Annotated in this window: 16 protein-coding genes; 6 read left to right on the plus strand and 10 right to left on the minus strand. The window is 52.7% G+C overall.

The genetic code is table 11. The annotated features are described in order from the left end of the window. Window positions 1-160 precede the first annotated feature (160 nt). From tkt to pgl, 6 genes are read left to right on the plus strand one after another with little or no spacing between them, the layout of a single operon-like run. Window positions 161-2,251 carry a transketolase gene (tkt, locus tag Q0L26_RS00570; RefSeq protein WP_296646013.1) on the plus strand — a complete coding sequence of 697 codons (2,091 nt, stop codon included), beginning with the start codon at window positions 161-163 and terminating at the stop codon, window positions 2,249-2,251. A gap of 32 nt (window positions 2,252-2,283) precedes the next feature. Beyond that, on the plus strand, window positions 2,284-3,384 hold the full coding sequence (gene tal, locus Q0L26_RS00575; RefSeq protein WP_296646014.1) for a transaldolase: 1,101 nt from the start codon (window positions 2,284-2,286) through the stop codon (window positions 3,382-3,384). Further along, window positions 3,384-4,979 carry a glucose-6-phosphate isomerase gene (locus Q0L26_RS00580; protein WP_296646016.1) on the plus strand — a complete coding sequence of 532 codons (1,596 nt, stop codon included), beginning with the start codon at window positions 3,384-3,386 and terminating at the stop codon, window positions 4,977-4,979. The genes tal and Q0L26_RS00580 overlap by 1 nt, the downstream gene beginning before the upstream one ends. 15 nt (window positions 4,980-4,994) lie before the next feature. Then, on the plus strand, window positions 4,995-6,530 hold the full coding sequence (gene zwf, locus Q0L26_RS00585; protein ID WP_296646017.1) for a glucose-6-phosphate dehydrogenase: 1,536 nt from the start codon (window positions 4,995-4,997) through the stop codon (window positions 6,528-6,530). Then, window positions 6,527-7,495, plus strand: a complete 969-nt coding sequence (locus Q0L26_RS00590; RefSeq protein WP_296646019.1) for a glucose-6-phosphate dehydrogenase assembly protein OpcA — start codon at window positions 6,527-6,529, stop codon at window positions 7,493-7,495. Before zwf ends, Q0L26_RS00590 begins: the two co-directional genes overlap by 4 nt. After that, complete coding sequence (pgl, locus tag Q0L26_RS00595) at window positions 7,495-8,220, plus strand: 6-phosphogluconolactonase (RefSeq protein ID WP_296646022.1); 726 nt, start codon at window positions 7,495-7,497, stop codon at window positions 8,218-8,220. Before Q0L26_RS00590 ends, pgl begins: the two co-directional genes overlap by 1 nt. 28 nt (window positions 8,221-8,248) lie before the next feature. Here the strand turns inward: pgl and Q0L26_RS00600 are convergent, their stop codons facing one another. From Q0L26_RS00600 to uvrA, 10 genes are all read right to left on the minus strand, one after another. Further along, window positions 8,249-8,626 (minus strand): RNA polymerase-binding protein RbpA, encoded by a 378-nt coding sequence (locus tag Q0L26_RS00600; RefSeq protein ID WP_296646024.1) that lies wholly within the window; start codon window positions 8,624-8,626, stop codon window positions 8,249-8,251. Window positions 8,627-8,647: 21 nt separating this feature from the next. Then, on the minus strand, window positions 8,648-8,899 hold the full coding sequence (gene secG / locus Q0L26_RS00605; RefSeq protein ID WP_296646027.1) for a preprotein translocase subunit SecG: 252 nt from the start codon (window positions 8,897-8,899) through the stop codon (window positions 8,648-8,650). Between the two features lie 33 nt (window positions 8,900-8,932). Next, window positions 8,933-9,718 carry a triose-phosphate isomerase gene (gene tpiA, locus Q0L26_RS00610; protein ID WP_296646029.1) on the minus strand — a complete coding sequence of 262 codons (786 nt, stop codon included), beginning with the start codon at window positions 9,716-9,718 and terminating at the stop codon, window positions 8,933-8,935. Between the two features lie 24 nt (window positions 9,719-9,742). Beyond that, window positions 9,743-10,951 (minus strand): phosphoglycerate kinase, encoded by a 1,209-nt coding sequence (locus Q0L26_RS00615; RefSeq protein ID WP_296646709.1) that lies wholly within the window; start codon window positions 10,949-10,951, stop codon window positions 9,743-9,745. 38 nt (window positions 10,952-10,989) lie between these two features. Next, on the minus strand, window positions 10,990-11,997 hold the full coding sequence (gene gap / locus Q0L26_RS00620) for a type I glyceraldehyde-3-phosphate dehydrogenase (protein ID WP_296646031.1): 1,008 nt from the start codon (window positions 11,995-11,997) through the stop codon (window positions 10,990-10,992). Window positions 11,998-12,091: 94 nt separating this feature from the next. Further along, window positions 12,092-12,715 carry a superoxide dismutase gene (locus Q0L26_RS00625; protein ID WP_296646033.1) on the minus strand — a complete coding sequence of 208 codons (624 nt, stop codon included), beginning with the start codon at window positions 12,713-12,715 and terminating at the stop codon, window positions 12,092-12,094. A gap of 19 nt (window positions 12,716-12,734) precedes the next feature. After that, window positions 12,735-13,712: a DNA-binding protein WhiA gene (whiA, locus tag Q0L26_RS00630; protein WP_296646037.1), complete on the minus strand. Its 978-nt coding sequence runs from the start codon at window positions 13,710-13,712 to the stop codon at window positions 12,735-12,737. A gap of 9 nt (window positions 13,713-13,721) precedes the next feature. Next, window positions 13,722-14,597 (minus strand): RNase adapter RapZ, encoded by an 876-nt coding sequence (rapZ, locus tag Q0L26_RS00635; RefSeq protein ID WP_296646039.1) that lies wholly within the window; start codon window positions 14,595-14,597, stop codon window positions 13,722-13,724. An 85-nt stretch (window positions 14,598-14,682) separates the two neighbouring features. Then, on the minus strand, window positions 14,683-16,548 hold the full coding sequence (gene uvrC / locus Q0L26_RS00640) for an excinuclease ABC subunit UvrC (protein WP_296646041.1): 1,866 nt from the start codon (window positions 16,546-16,548) through the stop codon (window positions 14,683-14,685). Further along, window positions 16,548-19,412: an excinuclease ABC subunit UvrA gene (gene uvrA / locus Q0L26_RS00645; protein ID WP_296646043.1), complete on the minus strand. Its 2,865-nt coding sequence runs from the start codon at window positions 19,410-19,412 to the stop codon at window positions 16,548-16,550. Before uvrA ends, uvrC begins: the two co-directional genes overlap by 1 nt. Window positions 19,413-19,415 lie beyond the last annotated feature (3 nt).

Consider the following 19,415-nt stretch of genomic DNA (forward strand, 5'->3'; position numbering starts at 1 on the left):
TTCCTCCACGCTCAAAAAGCCTCGGAGTGTAGACTTTCAGAAGAACTCTGCGCTTAGTTCATCCGTGAAAAAAGCAATTAGAGAGTCCCTTTGAGGCAACGACGCCGGATCAACAAAGTAATTATTCCGAGCATCAAATGAAAAAGATAAGGAGCTGCTCTTGTCAGCATTCCAGTGGACCGATCTTGATTCCAAGGCAGTAGACACAGCCCGAGTGCTTGCGGCAGATGCCGTTGAAAAGGTTGGCAATGGTCACCCTGGTACCGCAATCAGCTTGGCACCGGTTGCCTACCTACTCTTCAACAAGGTAATGCGACACGATCCACGTGACGACCGCTGGCTTGGCCGCGACCGTTTCATACTTTCAGTTGGCCACAGCTCGCTAACTATATACAACCAGCTATTTCTTCACGGATACGGCCTAGAGCTCGACGACCTAAAAGCACTACGCACCTGGGGTTCAGCCACTCCTGGCCACCCAGAATATGGACACACCAAGGGTGTTGAAATCACCACTGGTCCGCTAGGTCAGGGTCTTGCATCGGCTACCGGCTTTGCTTATGCCTCACGCTTCGAGCGCGGTCTCTACGACCCGAACGCAGCTGCTGGTCAATCACCTTTCGACCACTTTGTCTATGTAATCGCCGGCGACGGCGACATGCAAGAGGGTGTTACCGCTGAGGCTGCCTCACTTGCTGGTCACCAGCAGCTTGGCAACCTAGTGGTTATCTACGACTCAAACCAGATCTCGATCGAAGATGACACCAACATTGCCTTCACCGAGAACGTAAACGCTCGTTACGAGTCATACGGCTGGCACACTCAGACTGTTGACTGGAAGAAGACCGGCAACTACGTCGAAGACATGCAAGAGCTTTATGACGCAATTCAGAAGGCAAAGTCAGTCACCGACAAGCCCTCGCTGATCACTCTTCGCACCATCATTGGCTGGCCTTCACCTAAGAAGCAGAACTCAGGAAAGATTCACGGTTCTGCCCTTGGCGCCGAAGAACTTGCAGCTCTAAAGAATGTTCTTGGCTTTGACCCTGAAAAGTCATTCGATGTAGCGCCTGAGGTTCTAGCGCACACCCGCAGCACGGAGCGCTTTGACCGCGAGCGTTCAGCCTGGGAAGCCTCATTTGATGCCTGGGCTTCGGAAAATGCCGACAAGAAGAACCTGCTTGATCGAATCGTTTCTGGCGAAACACCAGACGGTCTTGAAGCCGCTCTACCGGTTTTCGAAAATGGTGGCTCAGTCTCAACCCGTGTTGCTTCAGGAAAAGTCATCAACGCCATTGCAGCTGTAATGCCTGAACTATGGGGTGGTTCGGCAGACCTCGCTGACTCAAACATGACGACCATCGCTGAGGCAAAGTCATTTGTGCCTAGTGAATGGTCAACTCACGAGTGGAGCGGCGACCAGTACGGCCGCGTACTTCACTTTGGTATTCGCGAACACGCAATGGGTTCGATTCTGAACGGCATCGTCCTTCACGGAAGCACCCGTGCTTTTGGTGGAACCTTCTTGATCTTCAGCGACTACATGCGACCTGCGGTTCGCCTGGCAGCGCTTATGGGAATTCCTTCAATCTTTGTCTGGACTCACGACTCAGTTGCACTGGGTGAAGACGGACCTACCCACCAGCCAATCGAGCAAATCGCTACACTTCGCGCGATTCCTAACCTCGACATCGTTCGTCCTGCTGATGGCAACGAGACAGCATACGCCTGGAAGACCGTTCTAGAGCGTCGCCAAGGGCCAGCTGGTCTAGCCCTGAGCCGTCAGAACCTTCCGGTTTATGCTCGTGGTGAAGCCGACGAAACTGGCGCAGTTTATGCCGGGGCTGAGAACACCGCTAAGGGTGCCTACACCTTGCTAGAGGCAGCAAACTCAAAGCCAGAAGTTATCTTGATTGCCACTGGCTCAGAGGTTGAAATCGCTGTTGCTGCTCGTTTGCAGCTCGAGGCTCAGGGTGTTTCAACCCGCGTTGTCTCGGCTCCTTGCCTTGAGTGGTTTGATGAGCAGTCTGAGGCTTACCGCAACTCAGTTCTTCCTGCAGATGTTGTCGCTCGCGTTTCAGTTGAAGCCGGAGTTAGCCTCGGTTGGAACAAGTACGTTGGCCCATTTGGCAAGAGTGTTTCGATTGAGCACTTTGGTGCATCAGCTGACCCTAAGACCCTTTACCGCGAGTTTGGAATGACCGCAGAGGCAGTTGTTTCTGCCGCCAAGTCAGCCATCGCAGCTAAATAATTCAAGATTTCAAAGAAAACGGAGAAAAATCCATGTCTAACAGCCCACTCGCACAACTTGACGCAAACGGCGTAAGCATCTGGCTAGATGACCTATCCCGTTCACGCATCGTCTCAGGTGGCCTTCGCGACCTAATCACCAACCGCTCGGTTTCTGGTGTTACCACCAACCCGACCATCTTCGCTGGTGCTCTAGCCAAGGGTGAGGGTTACCAGGCTCAGGTTGCTGAGCTGGCAGCTGCAGGCACCTCTGCTGTTGACGCGATTTTTGAAATCACCACCAAGGATGTCGCTGACGCTTGTGACATCTTCGCTGGCGTTTATGCAGAGTCAAAGGGCTTCGACGGTCGTGTTTCGATCGAGGTCGAGCCTGGTCTTGCAAACGACACCGAGGGAACCATCAAGCAGGCAAAGGAACTTTTTGCCAAGGTTGACCGCGAGAACGTAATGATCAAGATTCCGGCAACCAAGCCAGGTCTAGCAGCCATCACCGCCGTGATCGCCGAAGGCATCAGCGTAAACGTCACCCTGATCTTCTCGCTTGCTCGCTACCGCGAGGTTATCGCTGCCTACATCGCAGGTGTCAAGCTAGCCAAGGTTAACGGTCACGACATTTCTAAAATTCACTCGGTTGCTTCATTCTTCGTATCTCGCGTAGACACCGAAGTTGACAACCGTTTGGTTGCTGCTGGTCACCCAGAGCTAAAGAGTAAGGCAGCCCTTGCCAATGCGCGCCTTGCCTACGAGGTATTCGAGCAGTCATTCGCTACCGCTGAATGGTCAGAACTTGATGCTCAGGGCGCCAATGTTCAGCGTCCACTGATGGCATCTACCGGCGTAAAAGACCCAGCACTACCAGACACCTTGTACGTAACCGAGTTGGTTGCACCACAGCTGGTCAACACCATGCCTGAAAAGACCATGGAGGCTGTTTACGACCACGGTGTGGTTCCTGCTGCCTCAATTACCAACAACTATGAAGATGCTCGCGAAGTTCTTGCCGCAGTTGCAGCAGCTGGTGTGTCATTAGACGACGCCACTCAGGTTCTCGAAGACGAAGGTGTTGCTAAGTTCATCGTTTCTTGGAACGAGCTCGTTGAGACTGTTGACACTGCACTGAAGGCGGCAAAGTAATGTCGCTAAAGGTAGTTGTAGCCGGCACTGCCGCTGCTGCTGTAGCGAACAACATCGATGCGCTGGTGGCTGACAAAGTAGCCAGTCGAATCGCTGCCAAAGACTTCACTTTGTGGGGCAAAGAGGCTGAATCTGAATCTTCTATCCGACTCGGATGGGTAAATTCAGCTGTCGACTCTGCTCCCCTGGTTGAACCGATCCTTGCTCTTCGCGCTGAATTTGCTGCAAAGGGCATCACTCGTTTCGTTCTTTGCGGAATGGGTGGTTCTTCACTTGCTCCAGAAGTTATTACCCAAACTGCCGGTGTTGAACTAGTAGTTCTTGACTCAACCAACGCAGACCAGGTTGGCACCGCACTTGCCGGTGACCTGACTAAGACCGCTGTTGTTGTTTCTTCAAAATCGGGTTCAACCGTTGAAACTGACTCACAGAAGCGAATCTTTGAAAAGGCCTTTACCGATGCCGGAATTGACAAGGCAGATCGTATTGTCGTGGTTACTGACCCAGGTTCGCCCATGGAGGCAGCGGCAAAGGCAGACGGTTACCGAGTATTCAACGCTGATCCAACCGTCGGTGGTCGTTACTCAGCTCTAACCGCATTCGGTCTCGTACCATCAGGTTTGGCAGGTGCTGACATCAAGGCCCTCCTTGCCGAGGCAGTAGCAGTTTCAGAGCTCCTGGCTTCAGATTCAGCAGAGAACCCAGCACTCGTCCTTGGCGCAGCCCTTGCCTGCACCCCTGGTGAGATGGGCAACCGCGACAAGATCGGAATTGTTGCCGACGGCACCTCAATTGTTGGCTTTGGTGACTGGGCTGAACAGCTAATTGCTGAGTCAACCGGCAAGATTGGCAAGGGTATTCTGCCAGTTGTCCTTGATCCTCAGAGTCAAGAACTTCACTCTGGGCTAGCTGACCTTGTAGCAGTGCATGTTCAGGCTGATGCAAAACCAGTATCAGGTGACACCGTCTCAGTTTCTGGGCCACTCGGTGCTCAGTTCTTGCTTTGGGAATTTGCAACCGTCATTGCAAGCCGCTTGATCGGCATCAACCCATTTGACCAACCAGACGTTGAGTCGGCCAAGATTGCAGCTCGTGGCATGCTTGAGCAGCGCGACGCGGTTATCCCGGCTTTGTTCACTGACTCAGGTGTCGAGGTTCGTGCAACTGAGTTGAGCCTCTCTTCAAACACCGTTGCCCAGGCCATCTCGCAGTTGCTTGCTCAGCTTGACGATGACGAGGGCTACGTGTCTATTCACGCCTATCTCGACCGTACTTCAGTTGCCGAGGCAGCAGAACTTCGCGACCTGTTCGCGAAGAAGACTCGCCGCCCAGTAACTTTTGGTTGGGCACCGCGCTTCTTGCATTCAACCGGCCAGTACCACAAGGGCGGCCCTCGCCAAGGCATCTACCTTCAGCTAGTTTCTGAGGCAGAAAAAGACATCCAGGTTCCTGGTCGCGACTTCACCTTTGGTGAACTCATTGCATCGCAGGCCGCTGGTGATGCCAAGGTTCTTGGTTCGCTCGGTCGCCCAGTTTTGACCCTGACCCTGGCTGATGCCAAGGCTGGTATCGAACTGATCAAGTCAGCCCTCTAAGGAGTTAAATCTTTCATGAGCAAACTTTCAGCGGGCTCTAATCCGCTTCGCGATCCAAGCGATCGTCGACTCAACCGAATTGCCGGGCCTAGCAGCCTGGTGATCTTTGGTGTGACCGGCGACCTTTCACGCAAAAAGCTAATGCCTGCGGTGTATGACTTGGCAAACCGTGGTTTGTTACCACCAGGCTTCGCGCTGGTAGGTTTTGCTCGTCGCGACTGGGCACACCAAGACTTCAGCAAAGTTGTAAAAGAAGCTGTTAAGCAATATGCGCGCACTCCTTGGTCTGAAGAAGTTTGGGACCAGCTGGTTAGCGGTATTCGCTTTGTTTCTGGTGAATTCGACGACGATGCAGCTTTTGATCGTCTTAAGGCAACCATCGCTGAACTTGACGCTGAGCGTGGCACCAACGGAAACCACGCGTTCTACCTGTCGATTCCACCTAAGGCCTTTGCCCAGGTGTGTCAGCAGCTAAAGCGCAGTGGTTTGGCTGACCCAGCCCCGGATGAGTTCCGTCGTGTGGTAATTGAGAAGCCTTTTGGTCACGACTTGGCATCATCTCGCGTATTGAACGATGTCGTCGAATCTGTTTTCCCACCAGATTCTGTATTCCGCATCGACCACTACCTCGGTAAAGAAACTGTTCAGAACATCCTTGCTCTTCGTTTCGCGAACCAAATGTTTGAACCGCTTTGGAACGCTAACTACATCGACCACGTTCAGATCACTATGGCTGAAGACATCGGTGTAGGCGGTCGTGCCGGTTATTACGACGGCATTGGTGCGGCTCGAGATGTAATTCAAAACCACTTGTTGCAGTTGCTCGCATTGACTGCCATGGAGGAACCGGTTTCTTTCGATGCCGACGATTTGCGCAACGAGAAAGAGAAAGTTCTTTCTGCAGTCCGTCTTCCAAAAGATCTAGGTTTGCACACTGCACGCGGTCAGTATTCTGGCGGTTGGCAAGGTGGCGAGAAGGTCACCGGCTTCTTGGATGAAGACGGCATGAACCCGAAATCAGTCTCTGAAACCTACGCTGCCATGCGCCTCGACATCAACACTCGACGCTGGGCCGGTGTGCCGTTCTACCTTCGTGCGGGTAAGCGACTTGGTCGCCGAGTTACTGAGATTGCGGTCGTTTTCAAGCGTGCACCTCAGCAACTATTTGCTGCAAGCCAGACCAGCGCACTTGGTCAGAATGCACTGGTTATTCGTGTGCAACCCGACGAAGGCGTGACCATGCGCTTTGGTTCAAAGGTGCCTGGCGTTGGCATGCAGGTTCGCGACGTAACCATGGACTTTGGTTATGGTCACGCGTTCACCGAGGCTAGCCCTGAAGCATACGAGCGTTTGATTCTCGATGTGTTGCTTGGTGATCCACCACTATTCCCTCGCCACGAAGAGGTTGAACTGTCTTGGAAGATTCTTGACCCGATTGAAGAGTATTGGGCCAAGCAGGGTCAACCAGAGCAGTACCGACCTGGAACCTGGGGCCCTAGCTCCGCCGACGAAATGCTTGCCCGCGACGGGCGTGAGTGGAGAATTCCGTGATCATCGATCTACCAAACACCACAATCAGCAAGGTTTCAAAGCAGATTGTTCAGATTCGCGAGCAGGGCGGCGTAGTCGCACTGGGCCGCGTGTTGACCCTAGTTATCGAAACCGATTTCAAGGGCATCGAAGAGGCAATCAAGGCCGCAAACGACGCATCTCGCGAGCACCCTTGTCGCATCATTGTGCTTGCTGATGACAATTCAAAGAGCAAGAAGAATGCCAAGCTCGACGCGCAAATTCGAGTTGGTGGCGATGCTGGTGCCTCTGAGGTGATCGTGCTTCGCGCCTACGGCGAAGCTGCCAGTGACCCGGAAAGCCTTGTCACCGGCCTACTTCTTCCTGACGCTCCCGTTGTCGCCTGGTGGCCTGAAGAGGCTCCAGAAGTTGCAGCAGATTCGCCAATCGGCCGAATTGCCACCCGCCGTATCACTGATGCAGCGAGCCAAAAAGACCCACACGCGTTTCTTTGCAAACTAGCCAAGGGATATGTTCCTGGAGACAGTGATTTTGCCTGGACCCGACTCACAGCTTGGCGTGAGCAGCTTGCAGCGATTCTTGATCAGCCACCTTATGACAAGGTTCTTGGCGCTGAGGTTACCGGCCCGGTCGACTCCCCTAGCGTTGATCTGCTAGCGGCTTGGTTAGGTTTGCAACTTGGCGTGAAGGTTTCATTGATTCGCACTCCGGCAGATAAGCAGAAGCACGGCCTTGTTGGCGTCAAGTTGATGCGCAAGTCAGGTGACATCGAAATCGTTCGAAACGCACCTGGTGTTGCTACCTTGATTCAGCCTTCGCAGCCGACTCGAACCATTTCGTTGCCGCGCCCGAGTCTTCGCGACTGTCTAATGGAAGATCTTCGCCGACTTGATCCAGACGACTTGTTTGGCAAGGTGGTTACTAAGAGTTTCAAGGGTAAGACCGTGAAACCAACTGTCACACGCGGTGCCAAGGGTCTCAAGTAATGCTTCGACCTTTCGTCACTCGTTCGCCGAATGCACAGGCTGTTGTTGAGGCTATCTCTTCTGACTTCATCAATCGCGCAAACGAGCTTCTGGCCGAAAAGACCGAGATTCACGTAATGCTCACCGGTGGCACCATCGGCATCGCCACTCTTGCTGCACTCGGTTCAGATGAGTTGAAAAACAAAGTCGACTACAGTCGCGTGCACTTTTGGTGGGGCGACGAACGTTTTGTTCCAAAATCTCACGAAGATCGAAATGCCATTCAAGCTCGCAAGGCTTTTTTAAGCAAAATTGCCTTGGATGAAACCAAGGTGCACGAGTTTCCGGCATCTGACGAAGGACTTTCGCTAGACGAAGCTGCTGCACAATTCGCCAAGAAACTTGCAGAGCAGTCTCCACATTTCGATCTTGCATTTGTCGGAATGGGCCCAGACGGACACATTTGCAGTCTGTTTCCAGGTAAGGCGGCTCCCATTTCAGGTGAGGCTATTATCGCTGAGCACGACTCACCTAAACCTCCCCCAGCACGACTCAGCTTCAGTTATGAAGCTATGAATTCGGTTGATGAGCTGTGGTTTGTTGTTGCCGGTGCTGATAAACAAGATGCTGTTTCAGTTGCCTTTGGCGACAGCCCTGAAGATTTGCCGGTTGGCCGGGTTAAGGGTGCAAAAGCGACCCGTTGGTATTTGGACAGCACAGCGGCCACAAAAGTTTTCGGCTGCTAATAAAAATGGACCCTAGCGGGTCCATTTTTTATTGCTCTGACGCTTGCTCTGCCAATCTTGCTCTTCGCTCGCGCACCTGCGCGATGGCATCATCCAAGAGCTCTTGGGCTTCTTCTTCGGTTCGACGTTCTTTCACATAAGCCAAGTGGGTTTTATATGGCTCATGTTTTGCAATAACCGGTGGGTTCGCTTTGTCTTGCCCCGCAGGTAGGCCGCACTTTGGGCAATCAATTTCGCTAGGCATCTCAGCCGGGTCAACCAGAGCCGAGTAATGCTGAACATGCTCGTGAAGATTTGAGCAATAAAAACTAAGTGTGATTCTGTCGGCCTTGAAGCCGCGATCTTGTTCACCCATCGGCCCAGCGCCGACTCGTGAACCTCTAATTGCCGAACCCCCGTTTGACATTAGATTTCTCCTTTTAGTTGATTAGGCAACCAAGTTGAAGCGCGTGAATAGGCCCAGAGTGATGATCACTACAACCCAGACAATCCCCAGGATGATTGTGATGCGGTTTAGGTTTCGCTCGGCAACACCAGAAGAGCTCATCGCACTGGTAACGCCGCCACCAAACATGTCGGAAAGACCGCCACCGCGACCCTTGTGCAACAAAATTAGCAGGGTGAGCAAGAGGCTGGTGATAGCCAAAAGCACCTGAAGTGCAACCTGTAGCGCTGCCATGTGGGAATCCTTTGATTTAGTGGTCTTTAGAAATTATAGAGCGATGTGCTTCTGGAAGCGCGAGATACCGCTGAATTCTTCAGCGTCTAGGCTTGCTCCACCAACTAGTACGCCATCAACCTCGGTGCTGCGCAAGAAACCAGCAACGTTGGCAGCCTTAACTGAACCACCATAAAGAATTCTGGTTGCCTGAGCTAGTTCTTCGCCAAACTCAGCCACCAAAGCTTCGCGGATCTTTCCGCAAACTGATGCAGCTTCTTCAGCGGTGGCAACCTTTCCAGTTCCGATTGCCCAAACTGGCTCATAAGCGATTACGAACTCACCCAGTTTGTCGTGACCGGCAAGAGCAGCCAGGGCCTGACGCACTGGAACGGCACTCTGGCCTTCAGTTTCGAGCTCCTCTAGGGTTTCACCAACGCAAATAACTGGAACTAGACCGTGGCGGAATGCCGCTGCGGTCTTAGCCTGAACGGTGTCATCGCCTTCGTTGTGGTACTGACGACGTTCGCTGTGGCCGATTAGGACGTACTTGACGTCGAGTTTGCTAAGGAACGCACCTGAGATTTCGCCGGTGTAAGCACCTGAGTCAAACTTCGAAAGGTCTTGTGCGCCAAGGCCAAGCTCAAACTTCTCTGCATCGATCAGCGTCTGAACGGTGCGCAGGTCTGTGAATGGAGGAAAAACCACTACCTCGGTTGACTTGAAGTCGTGAGCTGCATCCTTGAGGGTATATGCCAGCTTCTGCACCAAAGCAATAGCTTGCTGGTGGTCTAGGTTCATTTTCCAGTTGCCAGCAATTAGCGGAACGCGGTTAGCCATGGTGATCTCCGATTTAGTTAGAAATTAGTTAAGAACGTCTAGGCCGGGAAGGTTTTTGCCTTCAAGGAACTCTAGGCTGGCGCCACCACCAGTTGAAATGTGGCCAAATTGGCTGTCTTCAAAGCCAAGGATGCGCACTGCAGCGGCAGAGTCTCCGCCACCAACGACGCTCAGTCCATCAACTTCGGTCAGGGCCTTAGCCACTGCGCGAGTACCACCGGCGAATGCATCAATCTCGAATACACCCATTGGGCCATTCCAGAAAACAGTCTTTGCTGATGCTACTTCTGAGGCGAAGCGTGCAGCTGAAACCGGCCCGATGTCTAGGCCTAGACCTTTCTCACCAAATGGAGAAGACTCAATTGCATCTGCTGGAGTAATTGCTACATCTGCATCAGCACCGAATTTTGATGCAACCACGATGTCGGTAGGAAGAATGACTTCTACGCCAAGCTCGGCAGCACGCTTTAGATACTCTTTGCAAGTTTCGATTTGGTCAGCTTCAAGAAGGCTTGAACCCACCTTGAAGCCTTGAGCAGCTAAGAATGTGAAGACCATACCGCCACCGACAAGCAACTTGTTGACGGTAGGTAGAAGGTGGTCGATAACGCCAAGCTTGTCTGAAACCTTTGAACCACCCAATACAACTGCGTATGGTCGCTCAGGGGTGCTGGTCAAGCGGGTAAGTACATCGAGTTCTTTCTCGATAAGTAGACCGCAAGAACTAGGCAATGCCTTGGCAAGTTCGTAAACCGAAGCTTGCTTGCGGTGTACCACACCAAAACCGTCGCTGACGAAGAAGTCACCGAACTCGGCCAATTTAGCTGCAAACGCCTCGCGCTCAGCTGCATCCTTGCTGGTTTCTGCCGCATTGAAGCGCAGGTTCTCAAGAACCACCACACCACCGCGAGCTAATGCTTTAACAGCACCTTTGGCTTCGCTACCGACGGTGTCAGTCGCGAAGAAAACTGGTTGGCCAAGTAGCTCACCCAAGCGCTTTGCAGCTGGCTCGAGTGAGTACTTGGCATCAGGCGCACCCTCTGGGCGGCCAAGGTGTGAAATAACAACAACCTTGGCGCCCTGGTCGACCAAATACTTGATGGTAGGTAGTGATGCAACGATTCGGCCGTCATCGGTGATGCGGGTTCCATCTAGAGGAACGTTGAAGTCGCAGCGGATTACTACCCGCTTTCCGTCAAGGTTAGGCAGGTCGGAGAGTTTACGCATTTTGATCTTTCTCGACAGCCGAAGCCGTCAAATTTTGGTAAGGCTTAGAGCTTGCTTGCTACAAGCTCGGTTAGCTCAACAAGACGGTTTGAGTAACCCCACTCGTTGTCGTACCAAGATGAGATCTTCACGGTGCGACCGATGACCTTGATTAGGCCTGCGTCAACGATTGATGAGTGTGCATCGGTAACGATGTCGCTTGAAACGATCTCGTCTTCGGTGTACTTCAAAATGCCAACCATTGGGCCAGACTCAGAAGCCTCTTTGTAGGCTGCCTTGATCTGCTCGATGGTGACGTCGGTCTTTGACACCAAGGTTAGGTCGGTGATCGAACCGGTTGGAACTGGTACGCGCAGTGCGTAACCGTCTAGCTTGCCCTTAAGTTCAGGCAGAACAAGACCGATAGCCTTTGCAGCACCGGTTGAAGATGGAACGATGTTGATCGCGGCTGCACGTGCGCGGCGAAGGTCACCGTGAGGGCCATCCTGTAGGTTCTGGTCAGCGGTGTAAGCGTGAACAGTGGTCATCAGACCGTTCTCAATACCGAACTTGTCGTTGAAGACTTTGGCAAATGGAGCCAAGCAGTTGGTGGTACATGAAGCGTTCGAGATGATGTGGTGGTTCTCTGGGTCGTACAGGTGGTCGTTTACGCCTAGAACGAAGGTTGCGTCTTCACCGGTTGCAGGTGCAGAGATAAGTACCTTCTTGGCACCAGCTGCGATGTGAGCCTTAGCAGCCTCAGCATCGGTGAAACGACCGGTTGACTCGATAACGATGTCAACACCGAGGTCTCCCCAGCCAAGGTCGGCAGGGTTGCGCTCAGCAAGAACCTTAATAACCTGGTCGCCAACGTAGATGTTCTGACCCTCAACGCGTACTTCCTGAGGAAGACGGCCGGTTACTGAGTCGTACTTTAGAAGGTGAGCAAGTGACTTAGGGTCACTAAGGTCGTTTACTGCAACGATTTCAAGCTCGGTGCCCTTTGCCAACGCTGCGCGTAGGTAGTTGCGACCGATGCGGCCGAAGCCGTTAATTCCAACACGAATAGCCACTTAGATCTCCAAGAGGTTAGGCGCCAAAGAGTGACGCGATTGATTGATTGTTAGGGTGCAATTTGCCACGCGTCATCGGGTGGAAAAACTGTTTTTAGAATACCAGTAGACCGCCGGTTTTGCTGCTTGCGGCAGCGAAACGAGCCTGAACGTCAGCCCAGTTGATGATGTTCCAGAAGGCCTTGACGTAGTCGCCCTTTACGTTCTGGTAGTCAAGGTAGAACGCGTGCTCCCACATGTCCAACATAAGAAGTGGCACAGTGGTCGGAACGACGTTACCCTGCTGGTCGTAAAGCTGCTCGATGATCAGGCGCTGACCTAGGTGGTCCCAAGCCAAGAATGACCAACCAGAACCCTGGATTCCCATCGCGCTTGCGTTGAAGTGTGCTTGGAAAGCCTCGAATGATCCGAAGAACTCGTCAATAGCGGCAGCAAGCTCACCCTCTGGGCGGTCGCTGTTAGCTGCAGTTAGGTTGTTCCAGAAGATTGAGTGGTTGATGTGGCCGCCCAAGTGGAAAGCAAGATCCTTTTGGAGCTTGTTCACCCAGGTGAAGTCGTTCTTCGAGCGGGCTTCTTCTAGTAGGTCGAGGGTTGCGTTTGCGCCGGCAACATAGGCCGCGTGGTGCTTCGAGTGGTGAAGCTCCATGATGCGAGCAGAGATGCTTGGCTCAAGAGCCGCGTAGTCATAGTTCAACTCAGGTAGAACATACTTAGTCATTTTTCTCTCCTATTTTGTTTTATTCGTCGATGTCTTCAGGTAAGAAGGCATCGGTAGCTGGAATTCCTAGTTCTTCGGCACGTTTGTCGGCCATGGCGAGCAAGCGGCGAATTCGCCCGGCAATCGCATCCTTGGTCATTACTGGGTCAGCAAGGTGCCCGAGCTCATCCAAGCTCGCCTGTTTGTGTTCGAGTCTCAATTTGCCCGCATAGCTCAGGTGTTCCGGGATGTCGTCACCGAGAATTTCAAGGGCACGCTCTACTCGGGCGCCAGCGGCAACCGCTGCCTGTGCTGAGCGACGAAGATTGGCATCGTCAAAGTTGGCCAGGCGATTTGCGGTGGCACGCACTTCACGGCGCAAACGCATTTCTTCCCAGCGCAAAACCTGGGTGTGTGCTCCCATTTGGGTGAGCATGGTTGCAATCGCCTCACCCTCGCGAACGGTAACTCGATAAACGCCACGAACTTCGCGCGCTTTGGCGCTTACTCCGAGGCGGCGAGCCACACCAACGAGAGCCATGGCTGCTTCATTTCCTGGGGCGGTGATTTCGAGAGCCGCAGAACGACCCGGGTCAGTCAACGAACCGTGTGCCAAAAATGCGCCTCGCCAGACGGCCTGCGCCTCAGGAATTGACCCCGAGACTAGATTGGCAGGCAATCCACGAACAGGACGACCCCTTTGGTCTAGAAGACCGGTTTGACGGGCAAGTACGTCGCCCTGATTGAGAACACGAATCTGGTAGCGGCTGCTGCGTCGAATTCCACTTGCAGAAATGACGGCCATCTCGCTTTCGATTCCGAAAAGTTCGGCTAGGTCTTTGCGCACGCGGCGAGCAATTTGCGCCGTGTCTAGCTCAACCTCAACGGCCACTCGGCCCGAAATTAGGTGCAGACCACCCGAAAAACGCAAAATTGTAGAAAGTTCAGCAACTCGCACGGCATTTTTGTTGATTTCGAGTCTTGCCAACTCATCTTTCAGATCAGATGTTAAAGCCATGGTTCTCCCCTATTCCTTGCCCAAATCGCGATGTTTCACATGCACAGACACGTTCTCAAGTTTGGCCAGTTCGCCGGCAATTCGACGTGTCATGGCAACTGAACGGTGCTTTCCTCCGGTGCATCCGATGGCGATGGTTGCATATCTCTTGTTCTCGTTCACATAACCACGCAAAACCGGCTTCAGTGCCGCCAGGTAGTTAGTAATGAACTCCTCAGCTCCGTCTTGTGTAAGCACGAATTCTGAAACCTGATTGTCTTCACCGGTGAATGGGCGAAGTGACTCTTGCCAAAAGGGATTCGGCAAGAATCTCATATCGGCAACTAGGTCTGCATCAGTCGGCAGGCCGTATTTGAATCCGAACGACATGACAGTTACCTGAAGTTGGTTGGTCTGCGCTACTGAGAAAGACTCAGCGATTCGATTCGAAAGTTGATGAATGTTGAGATCTGAAGTGTCGATTACTGCATCGGCTGATTCGCGGATGCTGAGTAGGCGAACCCGCTCTTCGGTGATTCCATCCAGGATGGTTCCGTTGCCCTGAAGCGGGTGTGGGCGACGAACCGATTCGAAGCGTTTCACCAGGGCAGCATCTGAGGCCTCTAGATAAATAACTTGGATGTTGATGTCGCGACTGCGGAGTTGACTCAGGTGAGTCTGAACATCTGTGAAAAATTCGCCGCCACGAACGTCGAGCATTACGGCTAGACGTGGCAGGGGTGTCTCCGCCATCGTGAATAGGTTTGCAATCGGGTCAAGCATTTGCGGCGGAAGGTTGTCGACCACATACCAGCCGAGGTCTTCAAGCGCGTTTCCGACTGTGGAACGCCCGGCACCTGACATGCCAGTAACAACCAGGAGTTCGCGCTGGTTTTGACCTGTCATCAGCACTCCTTTCCCTAGTTTTGCTTGCACTTGCAAAACGATACATTTGTCAGTCTAGCCGAGCGCGACACGCCGATGAAACCGGTTACGAAGAAAGGCTTTGAACTATTTGTTCGGCCAGGATTGGGCCGATTCCTGCCACCGATGAAATCTCGTCGGCACTTGCCGCTCTCAGCCGTTTGGCCGAGCCAAAATGCCTTAATAGGGCCGCAACGCGCTTGTCGCCCAAGCCAGAAATGTCACCCAAGGTGCTGGCAATAGATGATGAGCGCTTCTGTCGCTGATATGTGATGGCAAATCGGTGGGCTTCGTCGCGAATGCGTTGCAGTAGGAACAATTCGTCAGTGGCGCGAGGCAGAATTACGGGGTAATCCTCCCCCGGTCGCCACACTTCTTCGAGCCGCTTAGCTAGCCCAACCACGGTTAGGCCCTTTACGTCCGAATCATTGATTGCGCGTTGAGCAGCGTTGACCTGTGGCAGGCCACCATCAACCACCAAAAGTGATGGCCGATATGAGAACTTTTGGTTCGAATCAACAGCTTGCTGATCCTCGGGGTCCTTGAGATATTTCAGTCTTCGAGTGAGTACCTGATAAATCGACTCGGTGTCATCCGTGGTGTCTTCAATAGAAAAACGACGATATTGATCTTTTTTGGCAAGCCCGTCTTCGAAAACCACCATCGATGCAACCACCCCGGTGCCACCAAGGTGAGATACGTCAAAGCACTCAATTCGCAATGGAGCCTCTGACAGGTTGAGTGCCTTCTGAATGCCAGCCAATGCATCTGCTCTTGCAGTGAAATCAGCGCTTCGGCGGGTCTTGTAGAGCATGAGTGCATGCTTGGCGTTGGTGAGCGCTGTGCTTGCCAGAGCAGCTTTGTCACCACGCTGGGCAACGCGCAACTCAGTTTTGGTTCCCCGCAAGTCCGACAGCCACCGATTCAGCTCTTCGTTGTCTTCAGGCAAGACCGGAACCAAGATTTCTCTAGGAACATCAACTGGTTCAGACCCAGGCTTTGTGGTGTAGACGTTTTGCAGCACATACTCGACCAACTCGGGTAAATCGCGTTCAAGCTCTTTGTCGACCACCCAGCCGCGAACACCGCGGATGCGACCGCCTCTGACTATGAATTGCGAAACCGCAGCCGCTAGATCATCGTCGGCTATGCCGAATAGGTCGGCGTCAGTTTGGTCGCTAAAAACAACGGTGCTCTTCTCGAGTACCGTCTCTAATGCTTCGATGTCGTCTCTGGTTCTAGCGGCAAGTTCGTATTGCTGTGCTTCAGATGCCTCATACATCTTGGCGCGAAGTACTTCTAAGTGCTGTGTGTCACCACCGGCCATGAAATCAATGAATTCCTTGGCGATTTTTTTGTGCTCACCCTCAGAGACTCTGCCGACGCAAGGCGCAGCGCACTTGCCGATATCGCCCAGCAGACAAGCGCGATTAGATGCCTTGGCGCGCTGGTAAACCCCACTTGAGCAAGATCTAACTGGGTAGACCTTGAGGAGGGTGTCCATGGTTTCTCGCACAGCCCAGGCTTGGGTGTAAGGTCCGAAATACTTGACGCCTTTGAGCTCGCGATTTCTGGTGATAAACACTCTCGGAACTGTTTCACCAATTGACAAGGCAAGGTATGGATACGACTTGTCGTCCTTGAAACGCACATTGAACGGAGGGTCAAACTCCTTGATCCAGGTGAATTCAAGTTGGAGCGCCTCGTACTCAGTCTTTACGATCGTCCATTGAACGTCGGCAGCACTCGTGACCATGCGGCGGGTTCGTTCATGAAGGCTATCGAGCGGTCCAAAATAATTGCTCAGTCGGGCTCGTAGATTCTTAGCCTTGCCCACATAAAGCACCCGGCCAGAGGCATCAAGCCAGCGATAAACACCGGGATTTGTGGGTATCTCGCCGGTTTTTGGTCGGAACGAGAGTTCGTCAGCCATTAGCCGAGCATTTCCTTTAGGAAGGATCCAGTAAAGCTCTTGGCATTTGCAGCAACTTGCTCAGGGGTGCCAATGGCAATTACCTCGCCGCCGCGTGATCCGCCTTCGGGGCCCATGTCGACAATCCAGTCAGCGCACTTGATTACATCCAAGTTGTGTTCAATCACCAAGACAGTATTGCCTTTGTCGACCAAGCTATTTAGAACTAGCAAAAGTTTTCTCACATCTTCGAAGTGCAAACCAGTTGTTGGCTCATCAAGCACATAAATGCTTCGACCGTTTGAACGTCTCTGCAATTCGGTGGCCAGCTTGACACGTTGAGCCTCGCCGCCAGAAAGAGTGGTTGCGCTCTGACCAAGACGAACGTATCCGAGACCTACCTCAACGAGAGTGTCGAGGTAACGCGCGATTGATGTGATGGCTGCGAAAAATTCGGCGGCCTCAGCGATTGGCATTTCGAGAACCTCGGCAATGTTTTTGCCTTTATAAAGCACTTGCAACGTCTCTCGGTTGTAGCGGGCACCGTGGCAAACTTCACAGGCAACGTAAACGTCTGGCAAGAAGTTCATCTCGATCTTCAGTGTTCCATCGCCAGAGCAAGACTCGCATCGCCCACCCTTGACGTTGAATGAGAAACGGCCCTGCTGATAACCGCGGGCTTTAGATTCCTGAGTGTCAGCGAAAAGCTTGCGGATGTGGTCAAACACACCAGTGTATGTAGCCGGGTTTGATCTTGGTGTGCGCCCAATTGGGTTTTGGTCAACGTGAACAACTTTGTCGAGAAGCTCGAGGCCCTCGACTCTCGTGTGTCTACCGGCCACGCCTTTGGCCCCGTTTAGTGAATTTGCCAGCACCTCATACAAAACGTCGTTTACCAGGGATGATTTGCCTGAACCGCTCACGCCAGTGACCGCTGTAAGCGTGCCAAGTGGAAACTCAACATCAACGTTCTTTAGATTGTTCTCGCGTGCGCCGACAACTTTTAGCTGACGTTTGGCATCGACCGCTCTGCGCTTTTTAGGAATCTGAATACTCTCTCGACCCGACATAAATGCGCCGGTGAGCGATCGTTCATTCTTGATTAGTTGCTCGTATGTTCCGCTGTGAACAACCTCACCACCATTGACACCTGCTCCTGGGCCGATGTCTACTACCCAGTCTGATGACTTGATTGTGTCTTCATCGTGCTCGACCACAATCAGTGTGTTGCCAAGGTCGCGGAGTTTGATCAATGTGTCAATCAGCCTTCGATTGTCGCGCTGGTGCAAACCGATTGATGGTTCATCCAAAACGTAGAGAACGCCGGTTAGCCCTGAACCAATTTGGGTCGCTAGACGAATGCGCTGTGCTTCGCCACCAGACAGTGAACCGGCCGCGCGCTCGAGGCTGAGGTAATCAAGACCCACGGCCATCAAGAAGTCCAGGCGTGCTCTGATTTCACGGAGCACCTGCGCAGCAATTTTCACATCGCGTTCGGCGAGCTCGATGGTGTCGAAGAATTCAACGGCCTCACCAAGGCTCATTGCGGCAACATCTGCGATTGATTTATCGAAGACTTTGACTGCCAGTACCTCTGGGCGTAGGCGTTGGCCCGAACAAGCAGGGCACGGAATCTCTCTTAGAAAGCCCGACCATTTTGCGCGAGCGTAGTCATTCTCTGATTCGAGATACTTGCGCTCGATGTAGCTCAGAACGCCTTCGAATCCGGTGGTGTAACGAAGTTCACGCCCGTATCTGTTCTTCCACTTCACCTGAACATCGAAGTTGTTGCCGTGAAGCACGGCCTCTTGAATTTCTTCGCCGAGCTGGTTCCAAGGCGTGTCTAGCGAGAATTCAAGATCTGCCGCCAGGCCCTCAAGCATGCGAGAAAAATAGTGGAACAAACCCTTACCCTGAGTCGACCAAGGCAGAATAACTCCCCCATTGATGCTTGCGGCCGGGTCACCGATAACTAGGTCGCCATCGACAGCCTGCTTTGTTCCCAAGCCTGTGCAGGTAGGGCAAGCACCAAAAGGCGCGTTGAAAGAAAATGTTCGCGGCTCAATTTCAGTGAGGCTTAGCGGATGCTCGTTCGGGCAAGACATCTTCTCGCTGAACACTCGGGTTTTTCCTGATCCTGCAGCCTCATCGACCAGGTCAATCAAGATTCTTCCGTTGGCAAGTTTTAGGCCGGTTTCAACTGAATCAGCTAGACGACCGATGATGTCTGGCTTATTCACCAAGCGGTCGATTACGACCGAGATGTCGTGCTTGAAAGTTTTCTTGAGTGGCTTTGCGTCGCTAAGTTGAACTAACTCACCATCCACCATCGCGCGTGCATAACCCTGTGCATTGAGTTCTTTGAAAAGATCAACAAACTCACCCTTTTTCTGGTCAACGACCTGGGCCAAAATTTGAAATCTGGTGCCTTCGGGCAACTCAAGAATCTGATCAACAATCTGTTGCGGAGTTTGCTTGACAATCTTTTCGCCACACTCGGAGCAAAAAGGCGTTCCCACTCTCGCCCAGAGCAGGCGCAGGTAGTCATGAATTTCGGTGATTGTTCCAACCGTTGAACGCGGGTTACGGTTGGTCGACTTCTGGTCAATGCTCACCGCTGGGCTCAGGCCCTCAATGAAATCCACGTCTGGTCGATCTACCTGACCCAAAAATTGGCGAGCATATGCAGACAGCGACTCAACATAGCGGCGTTGGCCTTCGGCAAAAATGGTGTCAAAAGCCAAGGATGACTTGCCTGAGCCGCTCAAGCCAGTGAACACAACCAACGAGTCACGTGGTACCTCTAGGTAGACATCCTTGAGGTTATGAACGCGTGCGCCCTTAATAATCAGCTTGTTATCGTGTGGCACTGGAGTTACAGACATCTT

It is taken from the genome of Rhodoluna sp. (assembly GCF_024641065.1).
Lineage (GTDB): Bacteria > Actinomycetota > Actinomycetes > Actinomycetales > Microbacteriaceae > Rhodoluna.

Coding starts and splice junctions, on each gene's coding strand:
- tal (WP_296646014.1), top strand. CDS start 2,284: ATGTCTAACAGCCCACTCGCACAACTTGACGCAAACGGCGTAAGCATC.
- Q0L26_RS00580 (WP_296646016.1), top strand. CDS start 3,384: ATGTCGCTAAAGGTAGTTGTAGCCGGCACTGCCGCTGCTGCTGTAGCG.
- zwf (WP_296646017.1), top strand. CDS start 4,995: ATGAGCAAACTTTCAGCGGGCTCTAATCCGCTTCGCGATCCAAGCGAT.
- pgl (WP_296646022.1), top strand. CDS start 7,495: ATGCTTCGACCTTTCGTCACTCGTTCGCCGAATGCACAGGCTGTTGTT.
- Q0L26_RS00600 (WP_296646024.1), bottom strand. CDS start 8,626: ATGTCAAACGGGGGTTCGGCAATTAGAGGTTCACGAGTCGGCGCTGGG.
- secG (WP_296646027.1), bottom strand. CDS start 8,899: ATGGCAGCGCTACAGGTTGCACTTCAGGTGCTTTTGGCTATCACCAGC.
- tpiA (WP_296646029.1), bottom strand. CDS start 9,718: ATGGCTAACCGCGTTCCGCTAATTGCTGGCAACTGGAAAATGAACCTA.
- Q0L26_RS00625 (WP_296646033.1), bottom strand. CDS start 12,715: ATGACTAAGTATGTTCTACCTGAGTTGAACTATGACTACGCGGCTCTT.
- whiA (WP_296646037.1), bottom strand. CDS start 13,712: ATGGCTTTAACATCTGATCTGAAAGATGAGTTGGCAAGACTCGAAATC.
- rapZ (WP_296646039.1), bottom strand. CDS start 14,597: ATGACAGGTCAAAACCAGCGCGAACTCCTGGTTGTTACTGGCATGTCA.
- uvrC (WP_296646041.1), bottom strand. CDS start 16,548: ATGGCTGACGAACTCTCGTTCCGACCAAAAACCGGCGAGATACCCACA.
- uvrA (WP_296646043.1), bottom strand. CDS start 19,412: ATGTCTGTAACTCCAGTGCCACACGATAACAAGCTGATTATTAAGGGC.